This window comes from Salinispora sp. CH2A1_6 (assembly GCF_056820975.1).
In genome coordinates this window covers 20,174-46,408 of sequence record NZ_JBXEDG010000004.1, presented here as the reverse complement: position 1 = coordinate 46,408, position 26,235 = coordinate 20,174, and the positions used below count along the sequence as shown (strand labels likewise).

The following is a 26,235-nucleotide window of genomic DNA, read 5'->3' as shown; positions in this document are numbered from 1 at the left end:
TGGCGTCTGGCGCTCGTGGTGGTGTCCGGCGCTCGTGGTGGCGGCCCGGTGCGGGCCGCCACCACGAGCAGACACGACCGACGCGGGGGGCGCCGGCTGTCGGGGCCGCGGCTCACTGCTTGAGCATGTTGTCCAACAGGAGAGCGCAGCGGATCACGCCGAGGTGGCTGTAGGCCTGTGGATGGTTGCCCAGCCCGCGCTCGGTCAGCGGGTCGTACTGCTCGGGCAGCAGCCCGGTTGGTCCGGCAGTGTCGATCATTTGGGTGAACAGCTCCTCCGCGTCGCCGCGGCGGCCCGTACGTAGGTACGCCTCGATCAGCCACGAGGTGCAGATGTGGAAGCCGCCCTCCCGGCCGGGTAGGCCGTCCTCCCAGTGGTACCGGTAGACCACCGGGCCGCTGCGCAGATCCGCCTCGATCTTGAGGACAGTGGAGACGAACCGGGGGTCGTCCCCGGGGAGCAGGCCGGAGAGGCCGATCCAGAGCGAGGAGGCGTCACTGTCCTCGTGCCCGTACGCGACGCTGTACGCCTCGGCCTGCTCGTGCCAGCCGAACTCGAGCACGTTGGCGCCGATCCGGTCGCGTAGCTCCACCCACTCGGGCTGCTCCTCACCGCCGTGCTTGCGGACGACGTGCAGCGCCCGGTCGACGGTCAGCCAGCACATCACCTTCGAGAAGATGTGGTGTCGGGGCGCCAGGCGCGCCTCCCAGATGCCGTGGTCCGGCTCGTGCCAGCGGCGGCGGACCGCCTCCACCATGTTCTCCAGGACCCGCCACTCGTCGTCCCGCACGGAGCCACGAGCGTCGGCCACGGCCGCGATCAGGTCGGCGATCGGACCGAAGACGTCGAGCTGGAGCTGGTGGTTGGCGAGGTTCCCGACCCGGACGGGCCGGGAACCGGCGTAGCCGGGCAAGGTGTCGATGACAGCCTCGGCGCCCAGTTCGTAACCGTCAACCGTGTAGAGCGGGTGTAGCCGTTCGGGGTGCCCACCGGTGCGGTCAACGACTCCATCGATCCAGCGCAGCAGCGCCTCGGCCTCCTCGGTGGAGCCGAGGTCGACCAGAGCGCGGGCGGTCAGCGCCGCGTCCCGCAGCCAGCAGTAGCGGTAGTCCCAGTTGCGGACGCCGCCGAGCTCCTCGGGCAGGGAGGTGGTCGCGGCGGCCAGGATCGACCCGCTGGGCTGGTGGCACAGCCCGCGGAGGGTGAGTGCGCTGCGGGCGACCAGGTCCCGGCCGGTGGTCGGCAGCCGCAGGGTGGCTACCCAGTCCTTCCAGGGCTGCTCCGCGGCGGCCTGCCGTTCGTGAATCGGCTGCCGGTGGTGTTCCAGGCTGTGGGTGCCGAAGCGCATCTCCAGCACGATCGGCCCGTTGGCGGCGGCGAGGTCAACGACGGCCTTCGCCGTCTCGTACACGCCGTCGCCGACCACCTCCCACGTGACGCCGGGGGAGTAGAGCGCGACCGGGTGGTTGGAACCGAGTACCAGCAGCCCGTCGTCGAGTGGTTGGAGCTGGACGGCGACCTGGCCGAACTCGGGCCGGGGGGCGAACTCCAGCTGCGCCCGGCCATGTCCGGTGAGCACCCGGACCAGGGTCGAGTCGGCACTGACGATCGCCGGCCCGTCCGGGGTGGTATCGGTGTCCGGGGTGTCCAGCCAGTCGGTCACGGTCAGGCCGGACCACCGGGTCTCCACGGTCATCGTGTTTGAGCGGTAGCGCTGGCCGAGTGGGATGCCACCGCGCTCCGGCACGACGCTGAAGTAGCCGGCGGGGCTGCCGCCGACCAGGTCGGCGAAGATCGCCGCCGAGTCGGGCTTGGGATTGCACAGCCAGGTGACCTTGGCTTCGGGGGTGAGGAGCGCGACCGTGCGGCCGTTGGCCAGCATCGAGTGCCGCTCGATCGGCACCGCCCGCTCGCCGAAGAGCCAGTTCCGTCGGGTCTCCAGAAGCAGACCGAGGGCGCGGGCGGCCTCGATCGGCTCGGCTACCCGATACTGCGCTTGGGTCTCGCCGGGCCCGATCTTGATGCCGACATCTGGTCCGTGCAGGTTGCCGAAGGCGTTCTCGTCGGTGACATCATCGCCGATGAACAGCACCGCACTGGCGGAGAGCTGGGTGCGCAGCTGGTCAACGGCGGTGCCTTTGTGGGTGGCGACCACCGACAGCTCGATGACCTCCTTGCCCTGGGTGACGGTGACGTCGTCCCAGGTCGCGGGGCCGTTGCGGACCGCCTCGACGGCTGCGGCGGCGACCTGCGGGTCAACCCCGCGGGTGTGTACGGCGACACTGGCCGGCTTGCGCTCCAGCCGAATCCCGGGGTGGGCGGCGACGATCTCGTGCAGCGCGTCGCGGAGCCGGGTGCGGACGGCGACCAGCTCGGGAGAGAGCCGTTCGACGAAGCCGATGTCGAACTCGGAGCCGTGGCTGCCGACGAGGTGGACCTCGCTGGGCAGCCGGGACAGGGCGGCCAGGTCACGCAGCGCGCGCCCGGAGACGACCGCCACGTTGGTCTGCGGTAGCGAGGCGAGCGCCCGCACCGCCGCCGCGGCCTCCGGCAGCGGTACGGCCCGGCTCGGGTCCTCGACGATCGGGGCGAGGGTGCCGTCGTAGTCACAGGCGATCAGCAGCTGGGGGACGCGGGCGATGCGACCGATCGCGGTGCGCAGCTCCTGTTCCAGGCCGCCACCGACGGGGTCGTTGAGTGTGGTGCCGGTGCTCACGAGGCATCCGGTCCCGGTACGCCGAGTTCGGTGAGGAAGGACTTCGCCCAGTGCCCCACGTCGTGGGTGCGCAGATGACGTTGCATTGTCCGCATGCGGCGACGGGCCTCCGGCTTCTCCACGTGTACGGCCCGCAGCAGGGCCTCCTTGACCGCGTCCGGGTCGTGCGGGTTACACAGGAACGACTGGCGCAGCTCGGTGGCTGCGCCGGCGAATTCACTCAGCACGAGCGCGCCACCCCGGTCGGCGCGCGCTGCTACGTACTCCTTGGCCACCAGATTCATTCCGTCTCGCAGCGGGGTCACCATCATCACGTCGGCGGCGACGTACATCGCGGCCAGTTCGGTGCGACTGTACGACTGGTGCAGATAATGCACCGCCGGTACCCCAACCCGGCCAAATTCGCCATTTATCCGACCAACCTCGCGCTCCACCTTGACGCGAAGTGCCTGGTAGTGCTCCACCCGTTCCCGGCTCGGCGTCGCCACCTGCACCATAACCGCATCCGGAACTGTCAACTTTCCGTCAGAGAGCAGCTCGCGGAAGGCTTTGAGCCGTAACTCGATGCCCTTGGTGTAGTCGAGCCGGTCGACCCCCAGGATGATCGTGCGGGGGTTCCCCAGCTCCTTGCGGATCTCCTCCGCCCGCGCCCGGATCGCCGGATCCACCGCGAGTCGCTCCATCTCCTGCGTGTCGATGGAGATGGGGAACGCGCCCGCCTTCACCCGGCGGCCGTCGACCTGGATCATCTGCCCCTCGTAGCGCAGCCCGAGCAGGTGCCGGGCGAGTCGGACGAAGTTCTGCGCCGCCAGCCGCTGCTGGAAGCCCACCAGATCGGAGCCGAGTAGCCCGCGGAGGATCTCGGTGCGGAACGGCATCTGCATGAACAGCTCGATCGGCGGGAACGGGATGTGCAGGAAGAAGCCGATCCGTAGGTCGGGGCGGAGCTCGCGGAGCATCGCCGGCACCAGCTGGAGCTGGTAGTCCTGCACCCAGACCGTGGCACCCTCCGCCGCGACATCCGATGCCGCCTCCGCGAAACGGGCGTTCACCAGTCGGTAGGTCTCCCGCCAGCGGCGCTTGTAGACCGGGGTCTCGACCGCGTCGTGGTACAGCGGCCAGATCATGGCGTTGGACTGCCCCTCGTAGTAGCGCTCCAACTCCTCCGAGCTCAACGGCACCGGATGCAGCCGGATGCCCTCCAGGTCGAACGGCTCCGGTGCGGCCCCCTTGCCGCCGGCCCAGCCCACCCAGGTGCCGTGGTGCTCGGCGAGGACGGGATGCAGTGCGGTCACGAGCCCACCCGGGCTACGTCGCCACTGCCGTCCCTCGGGTGTGCTCACCTCGTCAACGGGCAGTCGATTGGCCACTACGACAAAGGAGCTGCGGACGGTCACGTTGGGCCACCTCCGGGTGCTGACGAATCCCCCGCGACGAGCGTACTGAGCGTAGCCGCGGCGTCTGGTGTACCGTGCCGGACTTAGCTCACCCGCTTGTCGGCACCGAACCCCAAACGTGATCTTGTTGACAATTTTGTGGGACTGGCGGGCGGTTCGACCGGGCGCCAGCCCGGCGGGGTGATGTGGGCGTAGCCGGGGTGACCTGTCAGGATTGACGGTGGGCCGGAATGAGCGGCCCGCCGACGGGCGACCTCGGCTCCGCATCCGCGGCCGGCCCCGCCCGCGTTAGACCACACCCGTTGATCGATGGAGGGTAGCCCGCACCGTGGCCCAGTACATCTACGTCCTGGAAAAGGCGCGCAAGGCGCATGGCGACAAGGTCGTGCTCGACAACGTGACGCTGAGCTTCCTGCCGGGTGCCAAGATCGGTGTGGTCGGCCCGAACGGCGCCGGTAAGTCCAGCCTGCTGAAGATCATGGCGGGGCTGGACCGGCCGAGTAACGGTGAGGCCCGGCTGATGCCCGGCTACACCGTCGGCATGCTGGCCCAGGAGCCGCCGCTCAACGACGCGAAGACGGTCCTCGGCAACGTCGAGGAGGCGGTCGCGGAGACCAAGGCCAAGCTGGAGCGGTTCAACAAGATCGCCGAACAGATGGCCACCGACTACTCCGACGAGTTGATGGCGGAGATGGGCCGCCTCCAGGAGGAGTTGGATCACGCCGACGCCTGGGACATCGACTCCAAGCTCGAACTGGCCATGGACGCGTTGCGCTGTCCGCCGCCGGACGCCGACGTGACCCAGCTCTCCGGTGGGGAGCGGCGTCGGGTCGCCCTCTGCAAGCTGCTGCTGGAGACACCCGACCTGCTCCTGCTCGACGAGCCCACCAACCACCTCGACGCGGAGAGCGTGCAGTGGCTGGAGCAGCACCTGGCCAAGTACGCCGGCACCGTTATCGCGATCACGCACGACCGTTACTTCCTGGACAACGTGGCCGGCTGGATCCTGGAGTTGGACCGGGGGCGGGCCGTCGGCTACGAGGGCAACTACTCCACCTACCTGGAGAAGAAGGCGGCCCGGCTGGCGGTCGAGGGCCGGCGGGACGCCAAGATGAAGAAGCGGCTCTCCGACGAGTTGGAGTGGGTCCGCTCCAACGCCAAGGCGCGCCAGACGAAGTCCAAGGCCCGACTCGACCGCTACGACGAGATGGCCGCCGAGGCGGAGAAGACCCGCAAGCTGGACTTCGAGGAGATTCAGATCCCACCGGGCCCGCGTCTGGGTAGTTCGGTGATCGAGGCGCAGAACCTCACCAAGGCCTTCGGCGACCGGGTGCTGATCGAGGACCTGAGCTTCTCCCTGCCGCGTAACGGCATCGTCGGCATCATCGGTCCGAACGGCGTCGGTAAGACCACCCTCTTCAAGACCATCGTCGGGCTGGAGCAGCCGACGGCGGGCAGCGTGAAGGTCGGTGACACCGTCTCCCTGTCGTACGTGGACCAGACCCGGGCGGGTCTGGCCGGGGACAAGACCGTCTGGGAGGTCGTCTCCGACGGTCTGGACCACCTGATGGTGGGCAAGGTCGAGATGCCGTCGCGGGCGTACATCGCTGCCTTCGGTTTCAAGGGGCCGGACCAGCAGAAGCCGACCAAGGTCCTCTCCGGGGGCGAGCGCAACCGGCTCAACCTGGCGTTGACGCTCAAGATCGGCGGAAACGTCATCCTGCTGGACGAGCCGACCAACGACCTGGACGTGGAGACGCTCTCCAGCTTGGAGAACGCGTTGCTGGACTTCCCCGGCTGCGCCGTGGTCATCTCCCACGACCGGATGTTCCTGGACCGGGTCGCCACACACATCCTGGCCTGGGAGGGGGATGACCAGAACCCGGCGAGGTGGTTCTGGTTCGAGGGCAACTTCGAAGCGTACGAGAAGAACAAGATCGAGCGGCTCGGCGCCGAGGCGGCCCGGCCGCACCGGGTTACCTACCGCAAGCTCACCCGCGACTGACACATGGCGGATCGGTTCGTTTACCACTGCACGCTCCGCTGGTCCGACCTGGACGCGTACGGGCACATCAACAACTCGCGCTTCCTCACCCTCTACGAGGAGGCGCGGGTGGCCCTGATGTTCGCCGGGGGCCGGGCCTGGGGCGTTGGCTCGTTCGCCGATGGTGTGGTGATTCGGCGGCACGAGGTCGACTACCTGCGGCCGGTCGACTACGCGCTCGGCCGGGCCACCGCGGAATCGGCCCCGACCGTCCGGATCGAGCTCTGGGTATCGGAGATCCGGGCCGCCTCCGTTACCGTCGACTACGAGATGTACGACGGCGACTTGTTGGTCAGCCGGGCTCGGTCGGTGCTGGTGCCGTTTGATCTGAGCCGGCAGCTGCCGCGCCGCCTCTCCGCCGAGGAGCGGGCCTTCCTGCGCACCTACCTCATCCCGGAAGGGGCGGCGTGACCGGCCCGGACACCGTCGGTCGGGGTGGCTACCCGTCCCCGGTGCCCGGTGGGGTGGGCCATGGGCTGACTGGTGTCGTTGACGCGGGGGCGTTCCTGGCGCGGCTGGTCCGGCTGGACCGGGGGGCGCTGGTGCGGTTGCGACCCGGCAGTGGGTCGGAACGGACTGCCCTCTGGGCGCGGCTGCCGTGGGGGGTGCTGGTGGTCCACACGGTGGCCGGCGGCGGCCCCGGTGACGCCACTGTCGCCGCCGGTGAGCTTCTGGCGGAGTTGACTGCGGGCGGCTCGGCGCTGCCCGTGCGCCGGGACGCACAGTGGCGCTGGCCGCTGCCGCCGCCCGCCGCCCGGCGGGTGGAGACGCTCCCCGCGGCCGAGTTGCGGCGGGTGGCCGAAGCCGCGGCGGCGGCGCTCAGGGATGCCGCCGGGCGTGGAGTGGGGGGCAGGGCGCTCGGGGAGCGGGCGGTGCGTGATGCTCTCCTGGACCATGTGCCGGTGGTCGTCACTCCGGATGACTCTCCCGCCACGCCGGTCGAGGTGCCTCAGCGGTTGGTCCAGGGCTTGGTGCGGATGGGCTTTCTCGGTCCGCCGGAGGCGTCGGGTGGCGTGCAGGTCCGGGCGGTCGGCCAATGGGTCGGCCTGGTGGGTCCCCACGGGGCAGCATGGTTGCAGAGGGTGACAGATCTAACCGTTCGCCCTATCCTTGGTCAGCAGTCCGGGTGATCCCCCGTCATCCTTCTGTCCCGGGGAGCTGATTAGGGGGGTGCTTCTTCCCGGCTGTCCGGGTACCGTCCATCCTCGGATCCAACGCAGCGTTAGGGGCTGGATCCGCTGGGGAGTGAGGTGGGTGAGCGATGCCGTGGTGGTCGTGGCGCCCCGGTTCCGCCGACGGCGGTGAGCCGGACAGCCGGAGCAGGGTCACAGTGGAGGACGCGGTCCGGGTCAGCCCACCGGCTCCCCGACAACCGGGCGACAGTTTTACCGGAGCCGACCGTTCTCCGGCCGCAGACGCAGCTGTCCCGGACGTATCTGCCACGGTCGCACCGGTCACGCTCAGCCGGATCAGCGCCGCGCTCGACCGGCTCGACGTGCGCTACCTGGCCGACGGCGACGGAAACCTACTGGCGATGTGGGAGCGGCACGCGGTCCTGGTCGCGCTCGAAGGCCCGGACGACGAGATCCTGGTGCTACGCGTTCGGCCGCACGCGACCGTCCCGCCGGATTGGGAGGATCGGGCCTACCGGGTGGTCAACGAGTGGAACCACACTCGTCGCTTCTGTAAGGCGTATATCGGAGATCCCTCCGAACGCGGCCAGCTCCCGATCTATGCCGAACTGCAGGTGCCGTTCGCCGCTGGCGTGCACGACGCGCTCCTGGTCGAAATGATCGACTGTGGGGCGGCGGTAGCCACCAGCTTCGTTGACTGGCTGCACGACGAGGGCGCCCTACTCTAACCGCCCTGCGGTGGCCGCCCGGGTCTCCTGGGTCACGCCGGCGTGGCCGGGTCCTCCAGCGTGTTCACCATGAAGTACGCAGCCCGCTCCAGGTAGTCCCAGAGCGCGGTGGTGAGCTCCGGGGGGAGGTCCAGCCGGTCCACCGCCTGCCGCATGTGCCGCAGCCAGGCGTCTCGTTCCGCTGCGCCGATCCGAAACGGTGCGTGCCGCATCCGCAGGCGCGGGTGCCCCCGCTGGGCGGAGTAGGTGTTCGGTCCGCCCCAGTACTGCATCAGGAACAGGGTGAGCCGCTCCGCGGCGGGCCCCAGATCCTCCTCTGGATACATCGGACGCAGCAGCGGGTCGTCGGCGATGCCGGCATAGAACTCGTCCACCAGCCTGCGGAAGGTGGGCTCGCCGCCAACCGCGTCGAAGAAACTCGTTGAGGGGGCGGGGCTGCCCGATTCGCTCGCGGGATGCACGGCCCCATCCTGCCAGGTTCCGGCGGCCGTCCGCCGCTGGGCGGGCGTGGGCCGAATCACCTCCCCGCCCTGGCTCCGAACCGGTCAGGACACCGTGTTGCGATGCCGTTCCCGGGCGGTCCGCTGGCCCTCGCCCGGGCTGTCGACCGGCTGGCCACCAGGGCGGTCCGGTCCCGGACGGGGGGCGGGCGGTGCCGGCGCCGGATCGGGTGCGTCAGCTCGCGAGGTCGCTTCGATCGCGGCGTCAACCTTCGCCTGACCCGGCCACAACAGCACCACGGCGGTCATCAGCAGCACCCCGGCGCTGCTCCAGAGGCCGACCACGAGCGGGATGGAGAAACGCTCGGCGAGCAGCCCGGTCACCAGAACCGCCAGCCCCTGGATCACCTGCATGCCGGAGGCCATGACCCCGAAGGCACGAGCTCGGAAGCCGGCCGGCAGTGCCTGGACGAACAGGCCGTTCGCCGTTGGCAGCAGCCCGGCGACGGCGAATCCGCACCCGGCGGCCAGCAGCGCCACCACTATCGGTGACGGGTCGAGCAGGGTGGGAACCAGGAGCAGCGGAGCGAGCACTGCCAGTGGACGCATCAGGGCGATCCGTCGGGCCGGTGCGACCATGCGGCCGACGACCAGGCCGCCGAGGATGTACCCGACCGGGACGGCGGCCATGATGACCGCCTGGGCGAAGCCCTGATCCATGTCGTCGGCGTGCTGGCCGGCCCACGCCGCCGCCAGCCCCTCCGGGACGATGGAGAAGAGCATGGCGCTGAACACGAGGATCGCGATGGCACGTAACACGGGCTGGCCGAAGACGATGCGGAATCCCTCGCCGGTCTCCCGCAGCAGGTGGCTGCGGTGCACAGCCTTCATCGCCGTTGGTCGGGCAATCACCCCGAGGCGGATCAGCGTGGCGGACACGGCGTAGGTCGCCGAGGTAACCAGTAGGGCGAGGGTGGGGCTGGCCGCCGCGATCGCCGCGCCAAGCAGGTAGCCGACCACCTGCGCGGCCTGGCCGACGCTGGCGTTGATCGACAGTCCGACCACGAGGCGGTCACCGGTCAGGATCCGTGGCAGCAGCGCCGACCGGGCGGCCTGGCCCGGTGGGTTGGCGAGGGTGGCGGTGAAGAGGAGCGCCAGAATCAGCGGAGTCGGCATCCCAGGTACCGCGATGGCCAGCAGCAGTACCATCCGAACCAGGTCGCAGGTGACCATCACGGCTCGGTGGGGATGCCGTTCGGCGACGGTCGCGAGCAGCGGACCGCCGATCAACCAGGGCAGGTAGCTGATGGCGAATGCCGCCGCGGAGAGCGCTACCGACTCGGTTTCCCGGTAGACCAGGAGGGTCACCGCAGCCTTCGCGAGGTAGTCGCCAACCCAGGAGAGGACTCCGGCCGTCAGAACAAATCGGTACTCGCGCTGGGCGAACACCTCCCTGAAGGTGGCCGGACGGGCTGGAGAAGGTTGGCCGTTGGGCACCATCGCCTCCATCATTCCCGGGACCAGGCACTGCTGAGTGGCCGAGCCGAGAAGCATCGTCCGATTCGTCGATCAGCGAGGAAACTCCTCCGCTGTCGGGGAGCTGTATCGGATTCTGCCGGAATCACCGACGAGCAGCCAGGGTGAAATGGTTGATCGTCGGATCGCCGACTGAACGAAAGGAGGATAGTCGAAGGGGTAGTCGACGGAAACCGCCGCTTCGGTCACGGCATGCCGCTGGCATCGCTCACCCGGGACGGCTGCGCCGGTAGGCCCGGGAACCGGGCTGCGGCGATCTTATCGGTGAAGCCGGAGTTCTCCAGCGCGCCGGCCAGCCGGCGACGCAGTTCCCGGCCGACGGCGAACTGACCGTCCGCCGTTGTCTTCACCACGGTGCGGATCACCGCGCCGTCCATCGTCATCTGCTCGACACCCAGGACCTCGGGCGGTTCGATGATCTCCGCCGCCAGCTCCGGGTCCACCGCGACCGATGCGGCCGCCTCCCGCAGCACCGCTGTCGCCTCCTCGGTGCTGGCAAAGCCGATCGGCAGGTCCACCACGACCAGCGCCCAGCCCTGACTCTTGTTGCCGACCCGGATGATTTCTCCGTTGCGGATGTACCAGAGGACTCCGCGTGCGTCGCGTACCGTCGTCACCCGCAGGCCGACCGACTCCACAAAGCCGGTCGCCTCACCGAAGTCGACCGTGTCCCCGACGCCGTATTGATCCTCGATCAGCATGAACAGCCCGGCGATCAGGTCCTTCACCAGACTCTGCGCGCCGAAGCCCAGGGCCACCCCGACGATGCCGGCGCTGGCGAGCAGCGGCGCCAGTTCGAAGCTGAATTCCTTGAGCACCATCAGCAACGCGATGCCGAAGATGAATGCCGTGGAGAGGCTGCGTAACACCGAGCCGATCGCCTCGGCGCGCTGTCGGCGCCGTTCCGGCACGAACTCACCCGGCTCGGCGGCCGTGGTGGGGATTCGTTCCCGCAACGGTCGCAGCATCGTCGGCATGCCCGCGCTGCTGGTGCTACGGACGAGGCGTGTGATCGTCCGGCTGATCAGCCACCGGGCCAGCAGGGCCAGCACCAGAATCAGTGTGATCCGGAGTGGCTTGATCAAAATCCAGTAGCTGCCCTCGGCGAACCACACGGCGCCGGTCAGGTCGTGGAGAACGGCGCAGAGCGGCTCTTCGAGACACGTCGCGCTGGGCTCATCCGTAGCGAGGGAGTCGGTGGTCGCGGCCGGAACGATGGAGACATCCACCCTGCCTTCGTACCGCAGCCGGCGCCGGTCGCGGCGCGCGGCCCGCCGACGACGGCGAAACGCGACCGGCGGGCCCAGGCCGGGTCGCTCCGGCCAGCCCCCAGCGGGGTACCCCCGATTAACACGTGCAATCCCGAGCCTTATCAGGGACGATTGGCGCACGGACGGCGATGTCTGGGGGTCGACGTCCGGCCGGTGGGTCGCTGCGCCCGTTTCCGTCCGGTGGTGCGAGCGAGGGGCGCTGAACCGGAGGGGTGAGCGCGATGCCTGACATACGACCCACGGTGGGCTCCGGCGCGCTGGTCCTCAACGCCACCTACGAGCCGCTGTGTGTCGTGTCTGTCCGGCGTGCCGCCATCCTGGTGCTCACCGCCAAGGCTGTCTGCGTCGCCGATGGTGACGGTGTTCTGCACAGCGCCCGGAACTCGCTGCCGGTGCCCTCGGTCGTGCGGCTCACCCACTTCGTCCGGGTGCCTTTTCGGGCCCACGTCGGGCTGTCCCGGCGGGCCATCTTCGCGCGGGACGGGTGGCGGTGCGCCTACTGCCGGGGCCCCGCGGAGACCATCGATCACGTCCTCCCGCGGAGCCGCGGTGGTCGGCACTCCTGGGAGAACGTGGTGGCGGCGTGCGCCCGGTGCAACCACACCAAGGGCGACAAGACCCCGGCCGAGTTGGGCTGGCGGCTCCCTGCCCCGCCGACGGCACCGAAAGGTATCGCGTGGCGGGTGCTCGGCCACCGACCTCCCGACCCGCGTTGGGTCGGTTGGCTCGACCTGCGCGAGCCCGAAGCCGCCTGAGTGGCCTCGTGCCCGGGTGACTCAGCCGCTCCGGGCCTCGACCAGGGAGGCGAAGACCACCACGTTGTCGGCGTAGCCGGTCTGGCCGCCAACCCATTGGCCACCGCAGGTCACCAGCCGCAGGTTTGGTCGGTCGAAATCCCCGAACACCTGGTCGGTCGGGAATCGTTCCTTGGCGAACCGCTCCACCGAGTTGACCTCAAAGACCGCGACCTGCCCATCGGTCCGATCCACCTCGACCCGGTCGCCGGCGCGGAGGTTGCGCAGCCCCTGGAACACCGCCGGCCCCGTGTCGGTGTCCACGTGCCCGACGAGGACCGCCGGACCGTACTGCCCGGGTGTGGGGCCCTGGTCGTACCAGCCCGCCTCCTGGGCGCGAGCCGCGTCCGGCGCCGCGATGGTGCCGTCCGGTGCCAGCCCGACGTTGTGCACCGGGGCCGCGACATCGATGGCATCGATCTCCACGGCGACCGGATCGCTCGCTGGTAGCACCGGGAACTTTTTCGGCGGCGGTCGCAGACCGGCGGTGAACCGCTCCGGAAGGACGCTGATGCCGGTCACCTGTTCCACCCCGAGCATGGCGATGATCAGCATCATCAGGGTCCCGATGGCCAGCACGGGGATCCCGGGGCTGCGGGAGAACCCCAGCCGCCGCCGGGCCGGTACCCACCGCCGGCGCGGTTGCGGGGGTAGCGGCTCCGTGGCCGGGTCGGTGGTGACGACGCTCGCCGCGGACGCCTGTCCGGCGGCTCGGTGCAGCCGGCGGGCGGTTCCGGCGGCCAGTCGGGCAGCGGCCGACACCGCGCGCCGGGTGCCGGCCCGGACCGCTCGTTGTCGAGTACGTCTGTCTGCTCGGGCCATGGTGGCGGTCGGGTCAGGAACCGTTCCCGGCGCGGCGGTGCCCGAAGAAGCCGAAGCCAACGGCCAGCGCGACCGCCACCACGCCCCCGACCAGGAGGTAGGAGCCGGTGCTACCGACCGCGGTGCCGCCGGCACCGGTCGCCGGTCCCTTCGTCGGCTGGGACATGTTGAGTACCGTCAGTGTTGTGCTGGCGGTCTTGTTGTTTTCGCAGCGCAGGTCGACCCGGTAGTCGCCGGCCGCCTTGTTGCTCGGGATGGTGGCGTGGCCGGTGAGGAAGCCGTTGTCGGGTCGGAGGAAGACCTGACCATCGAAGGCATCCGAGTGCACCGTCGCCTGACGGTTGTTGTCCTTGTCGCAGCTGGCCCGGAGGTCGACACGGGTGCCGGCCTGTGCCGGGTTCGGCGTGACCTCGATGAAGGTGTGCTCACCGGCGCGGGCAGGCGCGCCCCCGAACAGGACGAACGCCGCCACCAAGGCCAGCATGGCGAGTACGCGACGACCCCGCATGATTCCCCCTCCCGGTGTCGACCACCGGACCCTCCCCGGGTACCGCGGCCTGCTTTCCCGCTGGCTTCCGGGCAAACCCCCGCGCGGGTCAGCGGCGGCGGGACGGGGCTGGCTCGCTGCTACCGGAGCCGGGTGGAGTGATCGGACGCCAGTCGAGTGGGGTGGAGAGCACCATCGTGCTGGAAGGCTGGCCGTATGGAGCGAGTCGATCAATGACCGCCTCGAACTCCTCGATCGAGCCGGCGGTGACGGTCAGCATGCTGCACGCGTCGCCGGTGATCCGACGGATCTGCATGATCTCCGGCCAGGCCGTGGTCTCCGGGCTGTTGAGGATGCAGCGGGCCCCGTAGCAGGACATGCGGATCAGCGCGATCACCGTTCGCCCGGCTCGAGCCGGGTCCACGTGTGCGTGGTAGCCGGTGATGACACCGGCCTCCTCGAGCCGACGTACCCGCTCGGCTACCGCCGGCGGGGAGAGGTGTACCCGTCGGGACAACGCGCTGTACGACAGCCGGGCGTCGGCCTGTAGTTCGCGCAGCAGAGCCCAGTCCATCTCGTCCACACTGGGGAGCTTACGTTCTCCAACCAAATCTGGGGTATCGCCTTGTGATTGATAGGTGAACCGCCGTGAGAGCCGTTGTCTCGGCATTCCACTGGTGCGACTCGTCGCGGCATCATGACCGCTACCGCAGTACGGCCGGATGGCCGGCTCGAGCGGAGGGAGCGGACTGGTGGAACGAACAGAACTACGGGCGGCCACCGCGGCGGAGGTGCGGCCGGTAACCCCGCGACAACGCGCCACCCGAGCCGCCCGCAACGGCGGTGAGCCGACCCTGGAGTTCACGGGGCGGATTCCGTACGACGCCTACGTGCAGGCCAGCACTCTGCATCGGTTGCAGACGCCCCTGAGTAGCGATCCGGGCGAGATGTCCTTCCTCGTGACCAGCCAGATCATGGAGCTGTACTTCAACCTGACCTGTCACGAACTGCGCGAGGCCCAGCAGCTGCTGCGGGCGGACCGGATCCCGGACACCCAGGCGCCGCTGCGTCGTGCCGCTCTGCACCTGGAAGGGCTGAACGCCGCCTGGCGGAGCCTGCGTTGGATGACCCCCGCCGACTTCAACCGGTTCCGTAATCTCCTCGGCGAGGGCTCCGGTTTCCAGTCGGCGATGTATCGCCACGTCGAGCTCCTGCTCGGCTTGCGCGATCCGGCCCTGATTCGCCCGTTCCGTCGGCAGGTCGAGGTGCATGCCGAACTGACCGCTGCCCTGAACGCCCCCAGCCTCTGGGACGACGTGCTCGCGCTGCTCGCCCGGCACGGTCACGAGCTTCCTCCGGAACTCCTCAATCGGGACGTCGCCGAGGAGCACCAGCCGCATCCCGCGGTGGAGGCGGCCTGGGTGCGGATCTACGCCGCCCGCCCCGACGACCAGTTTCGGCTGCTCGGCGAGGCACTGACCGAGGTGGCCGAGGGGTTCGGCGACTGGCGCTGGCACCACGTCAAGGCGGTGCAGCGGACGATGGGCGCCAAGGTCGGCAGCGGTGGCTCCGCCGGCCTGGCGTGGCTGCAGCGGAGCATGGCCCGGGTGGTCTTCCCGGAGCTGTGGTCAGCCCGGACCGAGATGTGAGCGGGGAGCGGAGCGAACGCATGCACGAGGAAGAGCTGAGCCAGGAGGAGAAGTCGGCGAACCGGTTGGACACCGCTGACCCGGGCCACCGGCACCTGTTCCACGTACCCCCCGCCGACGGCGGTCGTTACCAGCAGGCGGCATACCTGGCCGGAAACTCGCTGGGCCTGCAGCCTCGGGCAACGAGGGACGAGTTACTCGCCGACCTGGAGGCGTGGTGCCGTCTCGGGGTGGAGGGACACCTGGCGGCCGGTCGACCGTGGCTGCCCTACCACGAGTTGCTGACCGGGCCGACCGCCCGACTGGTCGGTGCCCGGCCGGCGGAGGTGGTGGTGATGAACTCCCTCACCGTCAACCTGCACCTGCTGATGGTGAGCTTCTACCGGCCGACCGGCACCCGTACCCGGATCGTCATCGAGGACAGTGCCTTTCCTTCGGACAGCTACGCCGTCCGGAGCCAGGCCCGGTTCCACGGCCTTGACCCGGATACCGCGGTGCTACGCCTGGCTCCGCGTTCCGGTGAGGACACCCTGCGTACGGCCGACGTGCTTGACCTGCTCGCGGCGGAGGGGGACACGATTGCGTTGGTGCTGCTTGGCGGTGTCAACTACCTGACCGGCGAGCTGATGGAGATCCCGGAGATCACCGCCGCCGGCCGGGCGGCCGGCGCGGTGGTCGGCTGGGATCTGGCGCACGCTGCGGGAAACGTCCCACTGGCCCTACACGACTGGGATGTCGACTTCGCGGCGTGGTGCTCCTACAAGTACCTGAACTCCGGGCCGGGCGGGCTCTCCGGGGTGTTCGTCCACGAGCGCCACCTCGCCGATCCGACGCTGCCCCGGTTTGAGGGCTGGTGGAGTACCGAGGCGGCTACCCGGTTCGAGATGTCGCCGGTGGCCCGGCCGCCGGCGACGGCGGAGGCCTGGCAGGTCTCCAACCCACCGATCTTTGCGATGGGGCCGGTACGTACGTCGCTGGAGCTCTTCGACTCGGTCGGCATGACGGCGTTGCGGGAGCGCAGTGTCCGGCTCACCGGCTACCTCGAGTGGCTGCTGGACCAGGTCACCCCGGGGCGGCCCCTGGCAGTGGTCACTCCGCGCGATCCGGCCCGCCGAGGCGCGCAACTGTCGGTGCGGATCGGCACGGGGAGCGCCGCCGATCTGGCGAAGCAGCTGCGGTTGGAGCACGGGGTTGTCGCAGATGCGCGTGAGCCAGATGTTGTCCGGTTCGCACCGGTGCCGCTTTACTCGACGTACCACGATTGCTGGCGGGTGGCCAACGCGTTGGCCGCTACGGTGGAGGTGCACTGATGAGCACAGAGCGCGCTGAGGTCGCCGTCGTCGGTGCCGGACTCTCCGGCTGCCTGCTCGCTGCCTTCCTGGCCCGGCGGGGCTATCCGGTCGCCCTCTACGAACGCCGCCCCGACCCCCGGGCTGGTCGGGTTGAGCGGGGTCGCTCCATCAACCTGGCGCTCTCCGAACGAGGGCTGGACGCGCTGCGCCGGATCGGCCTGGACGCCCGGGTGATGGCCGACGCGTTGCCGATGCGGGGCCGGATGATTCATCCGGTGGACGGTGAGCCGCAGTTTCAGGGCTACAGCGCCGCCGGGGACCGGGCGATCAACTCGATCAGTCGGGGGGCGCTGAACAACGCCCTGCTCTCCGCCGCCGCCGCGTTGCCGGGCGTGCGGGTCGCCTTCGACCACCGGTTGGTCGACCTCGACCCGGCCACCGGAGAGATGACGTTCGAGACGCCACAGGGGAAGGTCACTGACGCCGCGGCGGTGGTCCTGGGCGCCGATGGCGCCGGTTCGGCGGTCCGTGGCCAGCTACTCGGCCACGGCCTGCTGCGGGAGAGCCTGGACTTTCTCGACTACGGCTACAAGGAGCTGACCATTCCGCCCATGGGCGGGGCCTTCGCGCTCGACCCGGAGGCACTGCACATCTGGCCGCGGGGCACCTCGATGATGATCGCATTGCCGAACCCGGACCGCTCCTTCACCTGTACCCTCTTCTGGCCCACCCACGGCACCGCGAGCTTCGCCTCACTGGGCAGCCCGGCGGCGATCGAGCGACACTTCGCGCAGCACTACCCGGATCTGCTCCCCCTCGCGCCGACCCTGGTTGACGACTATCTGCACAATCCGGTCGGAGTCCTCGGCACCGTCCGCTGTGACCCCTGGCAGGTGAACGGGAGAGTCGGGCTGCTCGGCGACGCGGCGCACGCCATCGTGCCGTTCTACGGTCAGGGCGCCAACTGCGCCTTCGAGGATGTGGTGGAGCTGGACCGCTGCCTCGACGAGTGTGCCGACGACTGGTCCGCCGCGCTACCGCTGTACCAACGCCACCGGCAGGCCAACGCCGAGGCGATCGCCCAGATGGCGCTGACCAACTTCGTCGAGATGCGCGACCGGGTCGCCTCGCCGCTGTTCCAGCTCAGCCGACGGGTGGAGCAGACGCTGGAGCGGGCGCTGCCCGGCCGGTACGTGTCCCGGTACGAGCTGGTCTCCTTCTCGACCACCCCGTACGCGCAGGTGCGCCGTCGAGTCCGTCGCCAGCACCAGCTGCTGGGTGTGGCGGCCGGTGGCGCGGCGGCCCTGCTGGCCGGCGTGATCGGGGCGGCGCTCCGCCGAGGGAGGCGCGGATGATCCGGTGGGATGCGCGCCAGATGACGGGCCAGGCACCGGATGGGCCGGCCCTGTTGCCCAGTTTCATCGCTGGTGAGTTCGTTGCCGCTGGCCGCCGCTTCACCAAGCACAGTCCGGTCACCGGGGAGCCGCTCTTCGAGGTCGTCGCCGCGGATCAGACCGGAGTGGACGACGCGGTGGCCGCCGCCCGTGCGGCGCTGCGCGGCCCGTGGGGCCGGCTCGGCGAACGAGAGCGCGCCGAGGTGCTGCTCCGGGTCGCCGACGAGTTGGAACGCCGCTTCGATGATCTGGTCACCGCCGAGGTGGCCGACACCGGCAAGCCGATTTCGCAGGCCCGGACGCTGGACATCCCGCGCGGCGCCGCCAATTTCCGTGCCTTCGCCGAGATCGCCGCGACCACACCGACCGAGTCGTTCAGCACCCGCACCCCATCCGGTGGCCGGGCGCTGAACTACGCGCTGCGCAAGCCGGTCGGCGTGGTCGCCGTGATCGTCCCGTGGAACCTGCCGCTGCTCCTGCTCACCTGGAAGGTCGCGCCCGCGTTGGCGTGCGGCAACGCGGTGGTGGTCAAGCCCAGTGAGGAGACACCCGCCTCGGCGACCCTGCTCGCCGAGGTGATGGCCGCCGCCGGCGTGCCGGCGGGCGTCTTCAACGTCGTGCACGGCTTCGGGCCCGGCTCGGCGGGGGAGTTCCTCACCCGGCACCCCGACGTTGACGCGATCACCTTCACCGGCGAGTCGACCACCGGCGGAGCCATCATGCGGGCCGCCGCCGACGGGGTGAAGGCGGTCTCCTTCGAGCTGGGCGGCAAGAACGCCGGGCTGGTCTTCGCCGACGCCGATCTGTCGGCGGCGGTGGAGGGCTCGGTGCGGTCCAGTTTCACCAACGGTGGCCAGGTCTGCCTCTGTACCGAACGCATCTACGTGCAGCGTCCGGTCTTCGCGGAGTTCACCGCCCGACTGGCCGAGCGGGCCGCCGAGTTGCCGTACGGGTGGCCCGCCGACGAGGCCACGATGAACATGCCGCTGATCTCGCCCACCCACCGGGAGAAGGTGCTCGGCCACTACGAGCTGGCCCGCGCCGACGGGGCGGAGGTCCTCGCCGGCGGGAGTACGCCCCGTTTCGGCGACGCCCGTGACGGCGGCGCGTACATCCAGCCGACGGTGCTCACCGGGCTCGGCCCGGATGCGCGGACCAACCGGGAGGAGATCTTCGGCCCGGTCGTGCACGTGGCGCCCTTCGACGACGAGGAGGAGGCGTACGCGTTGGCCAACGGCACCGAGTACGGCCTGGCGGCGGCGGTGTGGACCCGGGACGTGGGTCGGGCCCACCGGGCCGGTGCCCGGTTGGACGCGGGGATCGTCTGGGTCAACACCTGGTATCTGCGTGATCTGCGTACCCCGTTCGGCGGGGTGAAGGCCTCCGGCGTCGGCCGCGAGGGTGGCATTCATTCGCTGGGCTTCTATTCCGAGCTCACCAACGTCTGTGTGGACCTGACATGACCGTCGACTACGAGACCGCCGCCCGGGAGCTCATCGAGGCTCGGGAGAGCGGCAAACCCTGCCCGCCGCTGCGCGGGCGGCTCATCCCCGACGGGGACATTGACTCGGCGTACCTCGTGCAACAGGCGCAGGTGCGCCAGTGGCTGCGGCAGGGGCACCGGCGAATCGGCGCCAAGATTGGTCTGACCTCCGCGGCCGTACAGGAGAGCCTTGGCGTCTACCAGCCGGACTTCGGGGTGCTGACCGAGGCCACGGCGGTGCCCGACGGGGTGGAGGTGCCACCTGGTCGGCTGCTCCAGCCCCGGGTGGAGGCCGAGATCGCGTTCGTGCTCGGCGCGGACCTAACGGACGAGCGGATCACCACCGCCGACCTGATCCGGGCGGTCGATCACCTGTTGCCGGCGATCGAGATTGTCGACTCCCGGATCGCCGGCTGGGACATCGCCATCGTGGACACCATCGCGGACAACGCCTCCAGCGGGCTGTTCGTGCTGGGGACCACGCCCCGTCGACTCGCCGATGTGGATCTGCGTCTCGCCGGCATGGTGCTGGAGCAGGCCGGGGAGCCGGTCTCGGTCGGTGCCGCGGCAGCCTGTCTCGGCAACCCGCTGCACGCGTTGGCCTGGCTGGCCCGGACCCTCGCCCGCTCCGGTGATCCGCTGCGGGCGGGCGACGTGGTGCTCTCCGGGGCCCTTGGCCCGTTGGTGCCGGTGACGCCCGGCGCCGCATATGAGGCGCGGATTTCCGGCCTCGGATCGGTACGTACCTGCTTTGCGAAGGAGGTCGAGGAGTGAGCGTCGGGGTGGCAGTGCTCGGTTCCGGGAACATCGGGACCGACTTGATGATCAAAGTTTTGCGGCTCAGTGACAGTCTGCGGATGGTCGCCATGGCGGGCATCGACCCGGACTCCGACGGACTGGCTCGGGCCCGGCGACTCGGTGTCACCACCACCGCCGAGGGGGTGGCGGGGCTCGTGGCGCTACCGGAGTTCACCGACGTGGCGCTGGTCTTCGACGCCACCTCGGCCGGGGCGCACCGACACCACGACGCCGTGCTGCGCGCCCACGGTCGGACCGTGGTCGACCTGACCCCCGCCGCGGTCGGGCCGTACGTGGTGCCGCCGGTCAATCTGGACGAACACCTGCAGGAAACCAACGTCAACATGGTCACCTGCGGCGGGCAGGCGACCGTGCCGATCGTCGCCGCCGTCGACCGGGTCACCCCAGTCGCGTACGGGGAGATCGTCGCCTCGATCTCCGCGAAGTCGGCCGGGCCGGGCACCCGGGCCAACATCGACGAGTTCACCGAGACCACCGCCCGGGCGATCGAGGTGGTCGGCGGCGCCGAGCTGGGCAAGGCCATCATCGTGCTCAACCCGGCCGATCCGCCGCTGCTGATGCGGGACACCGTGTACTGCCTCTGCCCGGACCCCGACGCGGACCGCGCCGCGATCGCCGCCGCCGTCGCCGACATGGTCCGGGACGTACAGGAGTACGTCCCCGGCTACCGCCTGAAACAGGATGTGCAGTTCGACCGGGTGGACAGCTACCTGCCGGCGCTCGGTCGACGCCTCACCGGCCTGCAGGTATCGGCGTTCCTGGAGGTCTCCGGCGCCGGGCACTACCTGCCCACGTACGCGGGCAACCTGGACATCATGACCTCGGCCGCGCTGCGCACCGCGGAGCGGCTGATCGTCCGGCGGGCGGTGACGGCATGACCCAGCTCTACCTCCAGGATGTGACGCTGCGGGACGGGATGCACGCCATCGCCCACCGCTACACCATTGACCAGGTGCGGACGATCGCCGCCACCCTCGACGCCGCCGGAATCGCGGCGATCGAGGTGGCGCACGGCGATGGGCTGGCCGGGTCGAGTGTCAACTACGGGCACGGTGCGGCGAGTGACGCGGAGTGGATCTCAGCGGCGGCCGAGGTGCTGACCACGGCGCGGCTGACCACGCTGCTGGTCCCCGGAATCGGCACCATCGCCGACCTGAAGGCGGCGCGGGCCCTCGGCGTGAGCAGTGTGCGGATCGCCACCCACTGCACCGAGGCCGACATCTCCGCCCAGCACATCGGCTGGGCCCGGGAGAATGGGATGGACGTCTCCGGGTTCCTGATGATGGCCCACATGAACGACCCGGCCGCCCTGGCGGCGCAGGCCAAGCTCATGGAGTCGTACGGGGCGCACTGCGTCTACGTCACCGACTCCGGCGGTCGGCTGCTGATGTCCGATGTGGCCGAGCGAGTTGACGCCTACCGGCAGGTGCTCGAACCAGAGACGCAGATCGGCATCCACGCCCACCACAACCTCTCGCTCGGGGTGGCGAACAGTGTGGTCGCGGTGGAGCACGGCCGGATCCTTGGCGATGGGCCGCTGGATGCGCCGGCGGGCCGAACCGTCCGGGTTGACGCCTCCCTCGCCGGGCAGGGCGCGGGCGCGGGCAACGCGCCGCTGGAGGTCTTCGTCGCGGTCGCCGAGTTGCACGGCTGGGAGCACGGCTGCGATGTCTTCGCCTTGATGGACGCGGCGGAGGACGTGGTCCGGCCGTTGCAGGACCGACCGGTGCGGGTGGACCGGGAGACGCTCTCGTTGGGCTACGCCGGCGTCTACTCCAGTTTCCTGCGGCACGCCGAGCGGGCTTCCGAACGCTACGGCGTGGATGTCCGCTCGATCCTGGTCGAGTTGGGCCGGCGTCAGATGGTGGGTGGCCAGGAGGACATGATCGTGGATGTGGCGCTGGACCTGGCCGGCAAGGAGGAGACGTGAGCGGAGTAGATATCGCCGGGATCGCCGGCCAACTGGTCGCGGCGGCTGACCGGGGTACGGCGATCGGCCAGCTCGCCGCCGAGACCGGGCTCGACGTCGACGCCGCGTACGCGGTGCAGGCCGAGTTGGTGCGGCGCCGGCTGGACCGGGGTGAGCAGCTGGTGGGCCTCAAGATGGGGCTGACCAGTAAGGCGAAGATGGCCCAGGTCGGGGTGGACGAGGTGATCTGGGGCCGGCTCACCGACCGGATGCGGGTCGCCGACGGCGGGACCGTCTCCGTCGGAGACTTCATCCATCCGCGGGTGGAGCCGGAGGTGGCCTTCCTGCTGGACCGGCAGCCCGAGCCGGGCGAGCCGGTCGCGGAGTTCGCCACCGCGGTGCGCGCGGTCGCCCCGGCCATCGAGTTGATTGATTCCCGGTACGCGGACTTCACCTTCTCCCTGCCGGATGTCATCGCCGACAACACGTCGGCGGGGGCCTTCGTGGTGGGGCCGTGGTGCCCGGTTCCGGACGGCCTGGACAACCTTGGCGTGTTGCTGGAGATCGATGGTCAGGTCGCCCAGGTGGGGTCAACCGCGGCGATCCTCGGCGACCCACGCCGCGCCTTCGACGAGGGGGTCCGCCTCGCCGGCCAGCGTGGGGTTCGGCTCCACCCGGGCTGGGTTTTTCTGGCCGGCGCCGCAACGGCCGCCGTCGCGCTGCGACCCGGCGCGCACGTCCGCGCGGTGGTGGAGAAGCTCGGCCACGCGTCGCTGCGGGCGGCGGCGTGACCGGCGGGGCGCCACCGGCGCCGCAGCTCGGCGCGCGGGCAGCTGCCCGGGTGGTGGCCGGAAAGGCCGTGCCACGTGGGGCGTTCCCGCACGTCAAGGTCGCCGGTGGCTTCATCTTCGTCTCCGGCACCTCTTCCCGCCGCCCGGACAACACCTTCGCGGGTGTCGCCGTTGACGGGTTCGGCACCACCGACCTCGATATCCGGGCCCAGACCCGGGCGGTGATCGTGAACATCCGGGATCTGCTCCAGCCGGTCGGTGCCGGGCTGGCCGACCTGGTGCAGGTGACCAGCTACCTGGTCAACATGAACGACTTCGGTGGCTACAACGAGGTGTGGGCGGAGTTCTTCGACGCGGGTGGGCCCACTCGGACCACCGTGGCGGTCCACCAGCTACCGCACCCACACCTGTTGATCGAAATGCAGGCCGTCGCCCTGCGCCCCGAAGGAGGTCCGTTGTGAGCGAGATCGCTGAGCCGTTCAGCTTTCCCGGCTGGATCGTGGACAACCAGCACCTGCTGAAGCCACCGGTGGGCAACAAGGAACTGCTCCCGGGCAGTTCGGACTTCATCGTCATGGTCGTCGGCGGACCGAACCAGCGCACCGACTATCACGTTGAACCATACGAAGAATTTTTCTACCAGGTCAAAGGGGACATGCACGTCAACCTGATGCTCCCGGACGGGCCACAGACGGTGCACATCCGTGAGGGGCAGATGTGGATGCTGCCGCGCGGAGTTCCGCACTCGCCGCAGCGGCCGGAGGCCGGCTCGATCGGTGTCGTGATCGAGCGGGTCCGCGAGGAGGGCACCCTGGAACGGTTCCAGTGGTACTGCCCCGAGTGCACCAACAAGGTGCACGAGGTGGAGTTGCAGGTCCGGGATATCGCCGCCGACCTGCCCCCGGTCTTCGCCACCTTCTACGCCGACGAGGCGGCCCGGACCTGCGACCAGTGCGGCACGCTGCATCCGGGCAAGGGCTGATGGGTACCCCCGTCATTGATGTGCACTCGCACGCCGTACCGCGGGGTTGGCCGGATCTCGCCGCGGTCTGCGGCGGTTCTGGCTGGCCCTGGCTACGGGTCGACTCCGAGCGCGCCGCGATGATCATGGTCGGCGAGATGGAGTTCCGCCCGGTCGGCGCGGAGTGTTGGGACCCGGCGATCCGATTGGCGGACATGGCCGCCGACGGCGTCGACGTGCAGGTGGTCTCGCCTACGCCCGTCTTCTTCTGCTACGACCGCCCCGCCGCCCAGGCGGTCAGGGTGGCTCGGATCTTCAACGACCGAATGCTGGAGATCACGGCCGCCGGAGCTGGCCGGCTGGTTCCGTTCTGCCAGGTGCCGTTGCAGGACCCGGAGGTCGCCAGCGCCGAACTGGACCGCTGTCTCGCCGCCGGGCACGCCGGGGTGGAGATCGGCAACCACGTCGGCGACCTCGACCTGGACGACAACGGCATCGTCGAGTTCCTCACCCACTGCGCCGAGGTCGGTGCGCCGGTCTTCGTCCATCCGTGGGACATGCCCGGCGGGCCGCGGCTGGATCGGTGGATGGCGCGGTGGCTTACCGGGATGCCGGCCGAGACCCACCTGTCGGTGCTGGCGATGATTCTCGGCGGGGTCTTCGACCGGGTGCCGGAGACATTGCGGATCTGCTTCGCGCACGGCGGCGGCAGCTTCCCGTTCTGGTTGGGCCGCGCGGACAACGCCTGGCACCGTCGCGGAAATCTGGTCCGCGGCGCCTCGGCCCGGCCCCCCAGCTCGTACGTGGACCGGTTCTTCGTCGACTCGGTGGTGTTCGAACCGCCGGCGCTGCGGCTGTTGGTCGACACGATCGGCGTTGACCAGGTGCTGCTCGGCAGCGACTATCCATATCCACTGGGGGAGCGGCCGGTGGGTGCGGTCGTGCACCGCTCCGATTTCCTCACCCCGGACCAACGCGCCGGCCTGCTCGGCGGCAACGCACTGCGCTTTCTCGCCCCCTGGGGGCAGGGCGAACCCACCACAGTTGACCCGTACGGCCTGTCGGGGCAGTGGCCCGATCGGGCAGCGGGCAGGATAACGGCATGACCGAGGCGCACGATCTGACCGCACTGGAGCAGGCCGCCGCGATCGCCAGCGGCGAGCGGACCAGCCGGGAACTGGTCGAACACCATCTGACCCGGGTGGCGGCGCTCGGTGACACCGTCGGCGCGTTCGTCACCGTGACCCCGGAGGCGGCCCTCGCCGCCGCCGACGCGGCTGACGCCGTGCCGATCACGGCGCGGGGGCCGTTGCACGGCGTGCCGACGGCGATCAAGGATCTGACCCTCACCGCCGGTGTGCGCACGACCTTCGGCTCCGCTGCCTTCGCCGACTTCGTACCGCCGGTAGACGCGGACGTGGTCCGATTCATCCGGGCCGCCGGCCTGGTCAGCCTCGGCAAGACCACCACCTCCGAGTTGGGCTGCTCGCTCTACTCCGAGGGGCGGGTCGCTCCGCCGGCCCGTAACCCGTGGGATCTGTCCTACACCGCCGGTGGCTCCAGCGGTGGTGCGGCGGCCGCGGTGGCGGCCGGTCTCCTTCCGGTGGCTCAGGGCTCCGACGGCGGCGGCTCGCTGCGTATCCCCGCCTCGATGTGCGGGTTGATCGGTTACAAACCCAGCCGCGGGGTGGTCTCCGGCGGTCCGGTCGGCTTCGGCGCATACGGCCTGCCGACCAGCGGCCCGATCGGGCGGACCGTGGCCGACGTGGCCGCGTTGCTCGACGTGTTGGCTCAGCCGGTTCCCGGTGAGCCCTACCTGGCGCCGTCACCACCGGCCGGGGGCTGGCTCGCGGCGGCCCGGACCGCCACGCCGGGCCGACTGCGGATCGGCCGCTTCACCACGCCGATGCTCGCCGATGAGTCCGTCCACCCGGACTGTGTCGCCGCCGTGGACCAGGCCGCTGCCCTGTTCACCGCCGCTGGGCACGAGGTGGTCGAGGTGCCGCCGCCGTTGACGCCGACGGCCTGGCCGTTGTTCGAGACCGTCTGGTACGTGCTCTCGCTCGCCCCGGTGCCGCCCGAGCGAGAGAGCCAGCTGCTGCCGTTGACCCGGCTGCTGCGGGACCGCGGGGCGGCGATCTCCGCCGCCAGCCTCACCGCCGCGCTCGGCGAACTCCAGGCGCAGGTCCGGCTCGGGTTACGCCGGACCGCCGGCTGCGATCTGCTGCTCTGTCCCACTCTCGCCGCGCCGCAGGCACCGGTGGGCTGGTTTACCGATGTTCATGACCCGGCGGATGACTTCGACCGTCAACGGCGTTTTTCACCGTATTGTGCCATTTTCAACGTCACGGGTGACCCCTCGGTGTCGCTCCCGGTGGGTGCCACCGCCGAGGGGCTGCCGGTCGGGGTCCTCCTCAGCGGCCGGCAGGGCGACGACGCGCGGCTGCTCGCCGCTGCTGCCCAGCTGGAGCAGCTCAGTGGGGGATGGGATCACCACCCCGCAATCTGGCGGGCGGTTGACTCCGCTAACGTGAATACCACAAGCGGAGTCGGGGAATCGTCCACCTGA

At 70.1% G+C, this 26,235-nt stretch carries 25 protein-coding genes; 17 read left to right on the top strand and 8 right to left on the bottom strand.

Features of this window, described 5'->3' with window-relative positions:
- Window positions 1-112: 112 nt before the first annotated feature.
- Together otsB and AC1UKG_RS10910 are read right to left on the bottom strand one after the other, a co-directional pair.
- A complete protein-coding gene (otsB, locus tag AC1UKG_RS10915) occupies window positions 113-2,716 on the bottom strand; it encodes a trehalose-phosphatase (RefSeq protein ID WP_018745260.1) in 2,604 nt (867 codons plus the stop codon).
- On the bottom strand, window positions 2,713-4,113 hold the full coding sequence (locus tag AC1UKG_RS10910; protein WP_026271563.1) for a trehalose-6-phosphate synthase: 1,401 nt from the start codon (window positions 4,111-4,113) through the stop codon (window positions 2,713-2,715). Before AC1UKG_RS10910 ends, otsB begins: the two co-directional genes overlap by 4 nt.
- 328 nt (window positions 4,114-4,441) lie before the next feature.
- Between AC1UKG_RS10910 and ettA the strand changes: the two genes are divergently transcribed.
- The 4 genes from ettA to AC1UKG_RS10890 all read left to right on the top strand — a co-directional run bounded on the left by ettA (window position 4,442) and on the right by AC1UKG_RS10890 (window position 8,018).
- Window positions 4,442-6,118, top strand: coding sequence for an energy-dependent translational throttle protein EttA (gene ettA / locus AC1UKG_RS10905; protein ID WP_018745258.1), 1,677 nt, complete (start codon window positions 4,442-4,444; stop codon window positions 6,116-6,118).
- A 3-nt stretch (window positions 6,119-6,121) separates the two neighbouring features.
- Window positions 6,122-6,568, top strand: a complete 447-nt coding sequence (locus AC1UKG_RS10900; RefSeq protein WP_018745257.1) for an acyl-CoA thioesterase — start codon at window positions 6,122-6,124, stop codon at window positions 6,566-6,568.
- Complete coding sequence (locus AC1UKG_RS10895) at window positions 6,565-7,287, top strand: DUF8185 domain-containing protein (RefSeq protein WP_018745256.1); 723 nt, start codon at window positions 6,565-6,567, stop codon at window positions 7,285-7,287. The genes AC1UKG_RS10900 and AC1UKG_RS10895 overlap by 4 nt, the downstream gene beginning before the upstream one ends.
- 131 nt (window positions 7,288-7,418) lie before the next feature.
- Window positions 7,419-8,018 (top strand): type III secretion system chaperone family protein, encoded by a 600-nt coding sequence (locus AC1UKG_RS10890; protein WP_018814722.1) that lies wholly within the window; start codon window positions 7,419-7,421, stop codon window positions 8,016-8,018.
- 32 nt (window positions 8,019-8,050) lie between these two features.
- Here AC1UKG_RS10890 and AC1UKG_RS10885 read toward each other — a convergent pair whose 3' ends face one another.
- The 3 genes from AC1UKG_RS10885 to AC1UKG_RS10875 all read right to left on the bottom strand — a co-directional run bounded on the left by AC1UKG_RS10885 (window position 8,051) and on the right by AC1UKG_RS10875 (window position 11,223).
- Window positions 8,051-8,539 carry a globin gene (locus tag AC1UKG_RS10885; RefSeq protein WP_018745254.1) on the bottom strand — a complete coding sequence of 163 codons (489 nt, stop codon included), beginning with the start codon at window positions 8,537-8,539 and terminating at the stop codon, window positions 8,051-8,053.
- 24 nt (window positions 8,540-8,563) lie between these two features.
- Entirely contained in the window at window positions 8,564-9,958 is a 1,395-nt protein-coding gene (locus tag AC1UKG_RS10880) for an MFS transporter (protein ID WP_482642417.1), read from the bottom strand.
- Between the two features lie 221 nt (window positions 9,959-10,179).
- Window positions 10,180-11,223: a mechanosensitive ion channel family protein gene (locus AC1UKG_RS10875; RefSeq protein ID WP_482642340.1), complete on the bottom strand. Its 1,044-nt coding sequence runs from the start codon at window positions 11,221-11,223 to the stop codon at window positions 10,180-10,182.
- A 263-nt stretch (window positions 11,224-11,486) separates the two neighbouring features.
- Here AC1UKG_RS10875 and AC1UKG_RS10870 point away from each other — a divergent pair, with 263 nt between their 5' ends.
- Window positions 11,487-12,020 carry an HNH endonuclease gene (locus tag AC1UKG_RS10870; protein ID WP_026271561.1) on the top strand — a complete coding sequence of 178 codons (534 nt, stop codon included), beginning with the start codon at window positions 11,487-11,489 and terminating at the stop codon, window positions 12,018-12,020.
- Window positions 12,021-12,041: 21 nt separating this feature from the next.
- Here the strand turns inward: AC1UKG_RS10870 and AC1UKG_RS10865 are convergent, their stop codons facing one another.
- The 3 genes from AC1UKG_RS10865 to AC1UKG_RS10855 form a co-directional block, all read right to left on the bottom strand.
- Window positions 12,042-12,881, bottom strand: coding sequence for a class F sortase (locus AC1UKG_RS10865; protein ID WP_026271560.1), 840 nt, complete (start codon window positions 12,879-12,881; stop codon window positions 12,042-12,044).
- Between the two features lie 13 nt (window positions 12,882-12,894).
- Complete coding sequence (locus tag AC1UKG_RS10860) at window positions 12,895-13,365, bottom strand: hypothetical protein (RefSeq protein WP_018745249.1); 471 nt, start codon at window positions 13,363-13,365, stop codon at window positions 12,895-12,897.
- A 112-nt stretch (window positions 13,366-13,477) separates the two neighbouring features.
- The gene (locus tag AC1UKG_RS10855; RefSeq protein WP_018745248.1) at window positions 13,478-13,951 is read right to left on the bottom strand and encodes an Lrp/AsnC family transcriptional regulator; all 474 of its coding nucleotides are present in this window, start codon (window positions 13,949-13,951) and stop codon (window positions 13,478-13,480) included.
- A gap of 169 nt (window positions 13,952-14,120) precedes the next feature.
- Here AC1UKG_RS10855 and AC1UKG_RS10850 point away from each other — a divergent pair, with 169 nt between their 5' ends.
- The 12 genes from AC1UKG_RS10850 to AC1UKG_RS10795 are packed head-to-tail and all read left to right on the top strand — an operon-like array spanning window position 14,121 to window position 26,235.
- A complete protein-coding gene (locus AC1UKG_RS10850) occupies window positions 14,121-15,017 on the top strand; it encodes a tryptophan 2,3-dioxygenase family protein (protein WP_018814719.1) in 897 nt (298 codons plus the stop codon).
- A 20-nt stretch (window positions 15,018-15,037) separates the two neighbouring features.
- A complete protein-coding gene (gene kynU, locus AC1UKG_RS10845) occupies window positions 15,038-16,327 on the top strand; it encodes a kynureninase (RefSeq protein ID WP_029123696.1) in 1,290 nt (429 codons plus the stop codon).
- Window positions 16,327-17,664 (top strand): FAD-dependent oxidoreductase, encoded by a 1,338-nt coding sequence (locus AC1UKG_RS10840; protein WP_018745245.1) that lies wholly within the window; start codon window positions 16,327-16,329, stop codon window positions 17,662-17,664. Before kynU ends, AC1UKG_RS10840 begins: the two co-directional genes overlap by 1 nt.
- Window positions 17,665-17,684: 20 nt before the next feature.
- Window positions 17,685-19,166: a 2-hydroxymuconic semialdehyde dehydrogenase gene (locus tag AC1UKG_RS10835; protein WP_018745244.1), complete on the top strand. Its 1,482-nt coding sequence runs from the start codon at window positions 17,685-17,687 to the stop codon at window positions 19,164-19,166.
- A complete protein-coding gene (locus AC1UKG_RS10830; RefSeq protein WP_018745243.1) occupies window positions 19,163-19,960 on the top strand; it encodes a fumarylacetoacetate hydrolase family protein in 798 nt (265 codons plus the stop codon). Before AC1UKG_RS10835 ends, AC1UKG_RS10830 begins: the two co-directional genes overlap by 4 nt.
- Complete coding sequence (locus AC1UKG_RS10825) at window positions 19,957-20,883, top strand: acetaldehyde dehydrogenase (acetylating) (RefSeq protein WP_018745242.1); 927 nt, start codon at window positions 19,957-19,959, stop codon at window positions 20,881-20,883. Before AC1UKG_RS10830 ends, AC1UKG_RS10825 begins: the two co-directional genes overlap by 4 nt.
- Window positions 20,880-21,935 (top strand): 4-hydroxy-2-oxovalerate aldolase, encoded by a 1,056-nt coding sequence (dmpG, locus tag AC1UKG_RS10820; RefSeq protein ID WP_018745241.1) that lies wholly within the window; start codon window positions 20,880-20,882, stop codon window positions 21,933-21,935. The genes AC1UKG_RS10825 and dmpG overlap by 4 nt, the downstream gene beginning before the upstream one ends.
- Entirely contained in the window at window positions 21,932-22,705 is a 774-nt protein-coding gene (locus AC1UKG_RS10815; protein ID WP_018745240.1) for a fumarylacetoacetate hydrolase family protein, read from the top strand. Before dmpG ends, AC1UKG_RS10815 begins: the two co-directional genes overlap by 4 nt.
- Entirely contained in the window at window positions 22,702-23,166 is a 465-nt protein-coding gene (locus AC1UKG_RS10810; protein ID WP_018745239.1) for a RidA family protein, read from the top strand. The genes AC1UKG_RS10815 and AC1UKG_RS10810 overlap by 4 nt, the downstream gene beginning before the upstream one ends.
- Window positions 23,163-23,687 (top strand): 3-hydroxyanthranilate 3,4-dioxygenase, encoded by a 525-nt coding sequence (locus AC1UKG_RS10805; RefSeq protein WP_018745238.1) that lies wholly within the window; start codon window positions 23,163-23,165, stop codon window positions 23,685-23,687. Before AC1UKG_RS10810 ends, AC1UKG_RS10805 begins: the two co-directional genes overlap by 4 nt.
- Complete coding sequence (locus AC1UKG_RS10800) at window positions 23,687-24,772, top strand: amidohydrolase family protein (RefSeq protein WP_026271559.1); 1,086 nt, start codon at window positions 23,687-23,689, stop codon at window positions 24,770-24,772. Before AC1UKG_RS10805 ends, AC1UKG_RS10800 begins: the two co-directional genes overlap by 1 nt.
- Window positions 24,769-26,235, top strand: coding sequence for an amidase (locus tag AC1UKG_RS10795; protein WP_018745236.1), 1,467 nt, complete (start codon window positions 24,769-24,771; stop codon window positions 26,233-26,235). The genes AC1UKG_RS10800 and AC1UKG_RS10795 overlap by 4 nt, the downstream gene beginning before the upstream one ends.

Excerpts from the sequence above, each read along its gene's own strand:
- AC1UKG_RS10830 (WP_018745243.1), top strand. The coding sequence starts at position 19,163 with ATGACCGTCGACTACGAGACCGCCGCCCGGGAGCTCATCGAGGCTCGG.
- AC1UKG_RS10860 (WP_018745249.1), bottom strand. The coding sequence starts at position 13,365 with ATGCTGGCCTTGGTGGCGGCGTTCGTCCTGTTCGGGGGCGCGCCTGCC.
- AC1UKG_RS10870 (WP_026271561.1), top strand. The coding sequence starts at position 11,487 with ATGCCTGACATACGACCCACGGTGGGCTCCGGCGCGCTGGTCCTCAAC.
- AC1UKG_RS10800 (WP_026271559.1), top strand. The coding sequence starts at position 23,687 with ATGGGTACCCCCGTCATTGATGTGCACTCGCACGCCGTACCGCGGGGT.
- AC1UKG_RS10795 (WP_018745236.1), top strand. The coding sequence starts at position 24,769 with ATGACCGAGGCGCACGATCTGACCGCACTGGAGCAGGCCGCCGCGATC.
- AC1UKG_RS10835 (WP_018745244.1), top strand. The coding sequence starts at position 17,685 with ATGACGGGCCAGGCACCGGATGGGCCGGCCCTGTTGCCCAGTTTCATC.
- dmpG (WP_018745241.1), top strand. The coding sequence starts at position 20,880 with ATGACCCAGCTCTACCTCCAGGATGTGACGCTGCGGGACGGGATGCAC.
- AC1UKG_RS10880 (WP_482642417.1), bottom strand. The coding sequence starts at position 9,958 with ATGGTGCCCAACGGCCAACCTTCTCCAGCCCGTCCGGCCACCTTCAGG.
- AC1UKG_RS10840 (WP_018745245.1), top strand. The coding sequence starts at position 16,327 with ATGAGCACAGAGCGCGCTGAGGTCGCCGTCGTCGGTGCCGGACTCTCC.
- kynU (WP_029123696.1), top strand. The coding sequence starts at position 15,038 with ATGCACGAGGAAGAGCTGAGCCAGGAGGAGAAGTCGGCGAACCGGTTG.
- AC1UKG_RS10890 (WP_018814722.1), top strand. The coding sequence starts at position 7,419 with ATGCCGTGGTGGTCGTGGCGCCCCGGTTCCGCCGACGGCGGTGAGCCG.
- AC1UKG_RS10900 (WP_018745257.1), top strand. The coding sequence starts at position 6,122 with ATGGCGGATCGGTTCGTTTACCACTGCACGCTCCGCTGGTCCGACCTG.
- AC1UKG_RS10865 (WP_026271560.1), bottom strand. The coding sequence starts at position 12,881 with ATGGCCCGAGCAGACAGACGTACTCGACAACGAGCGGTCCGGGCCGGC.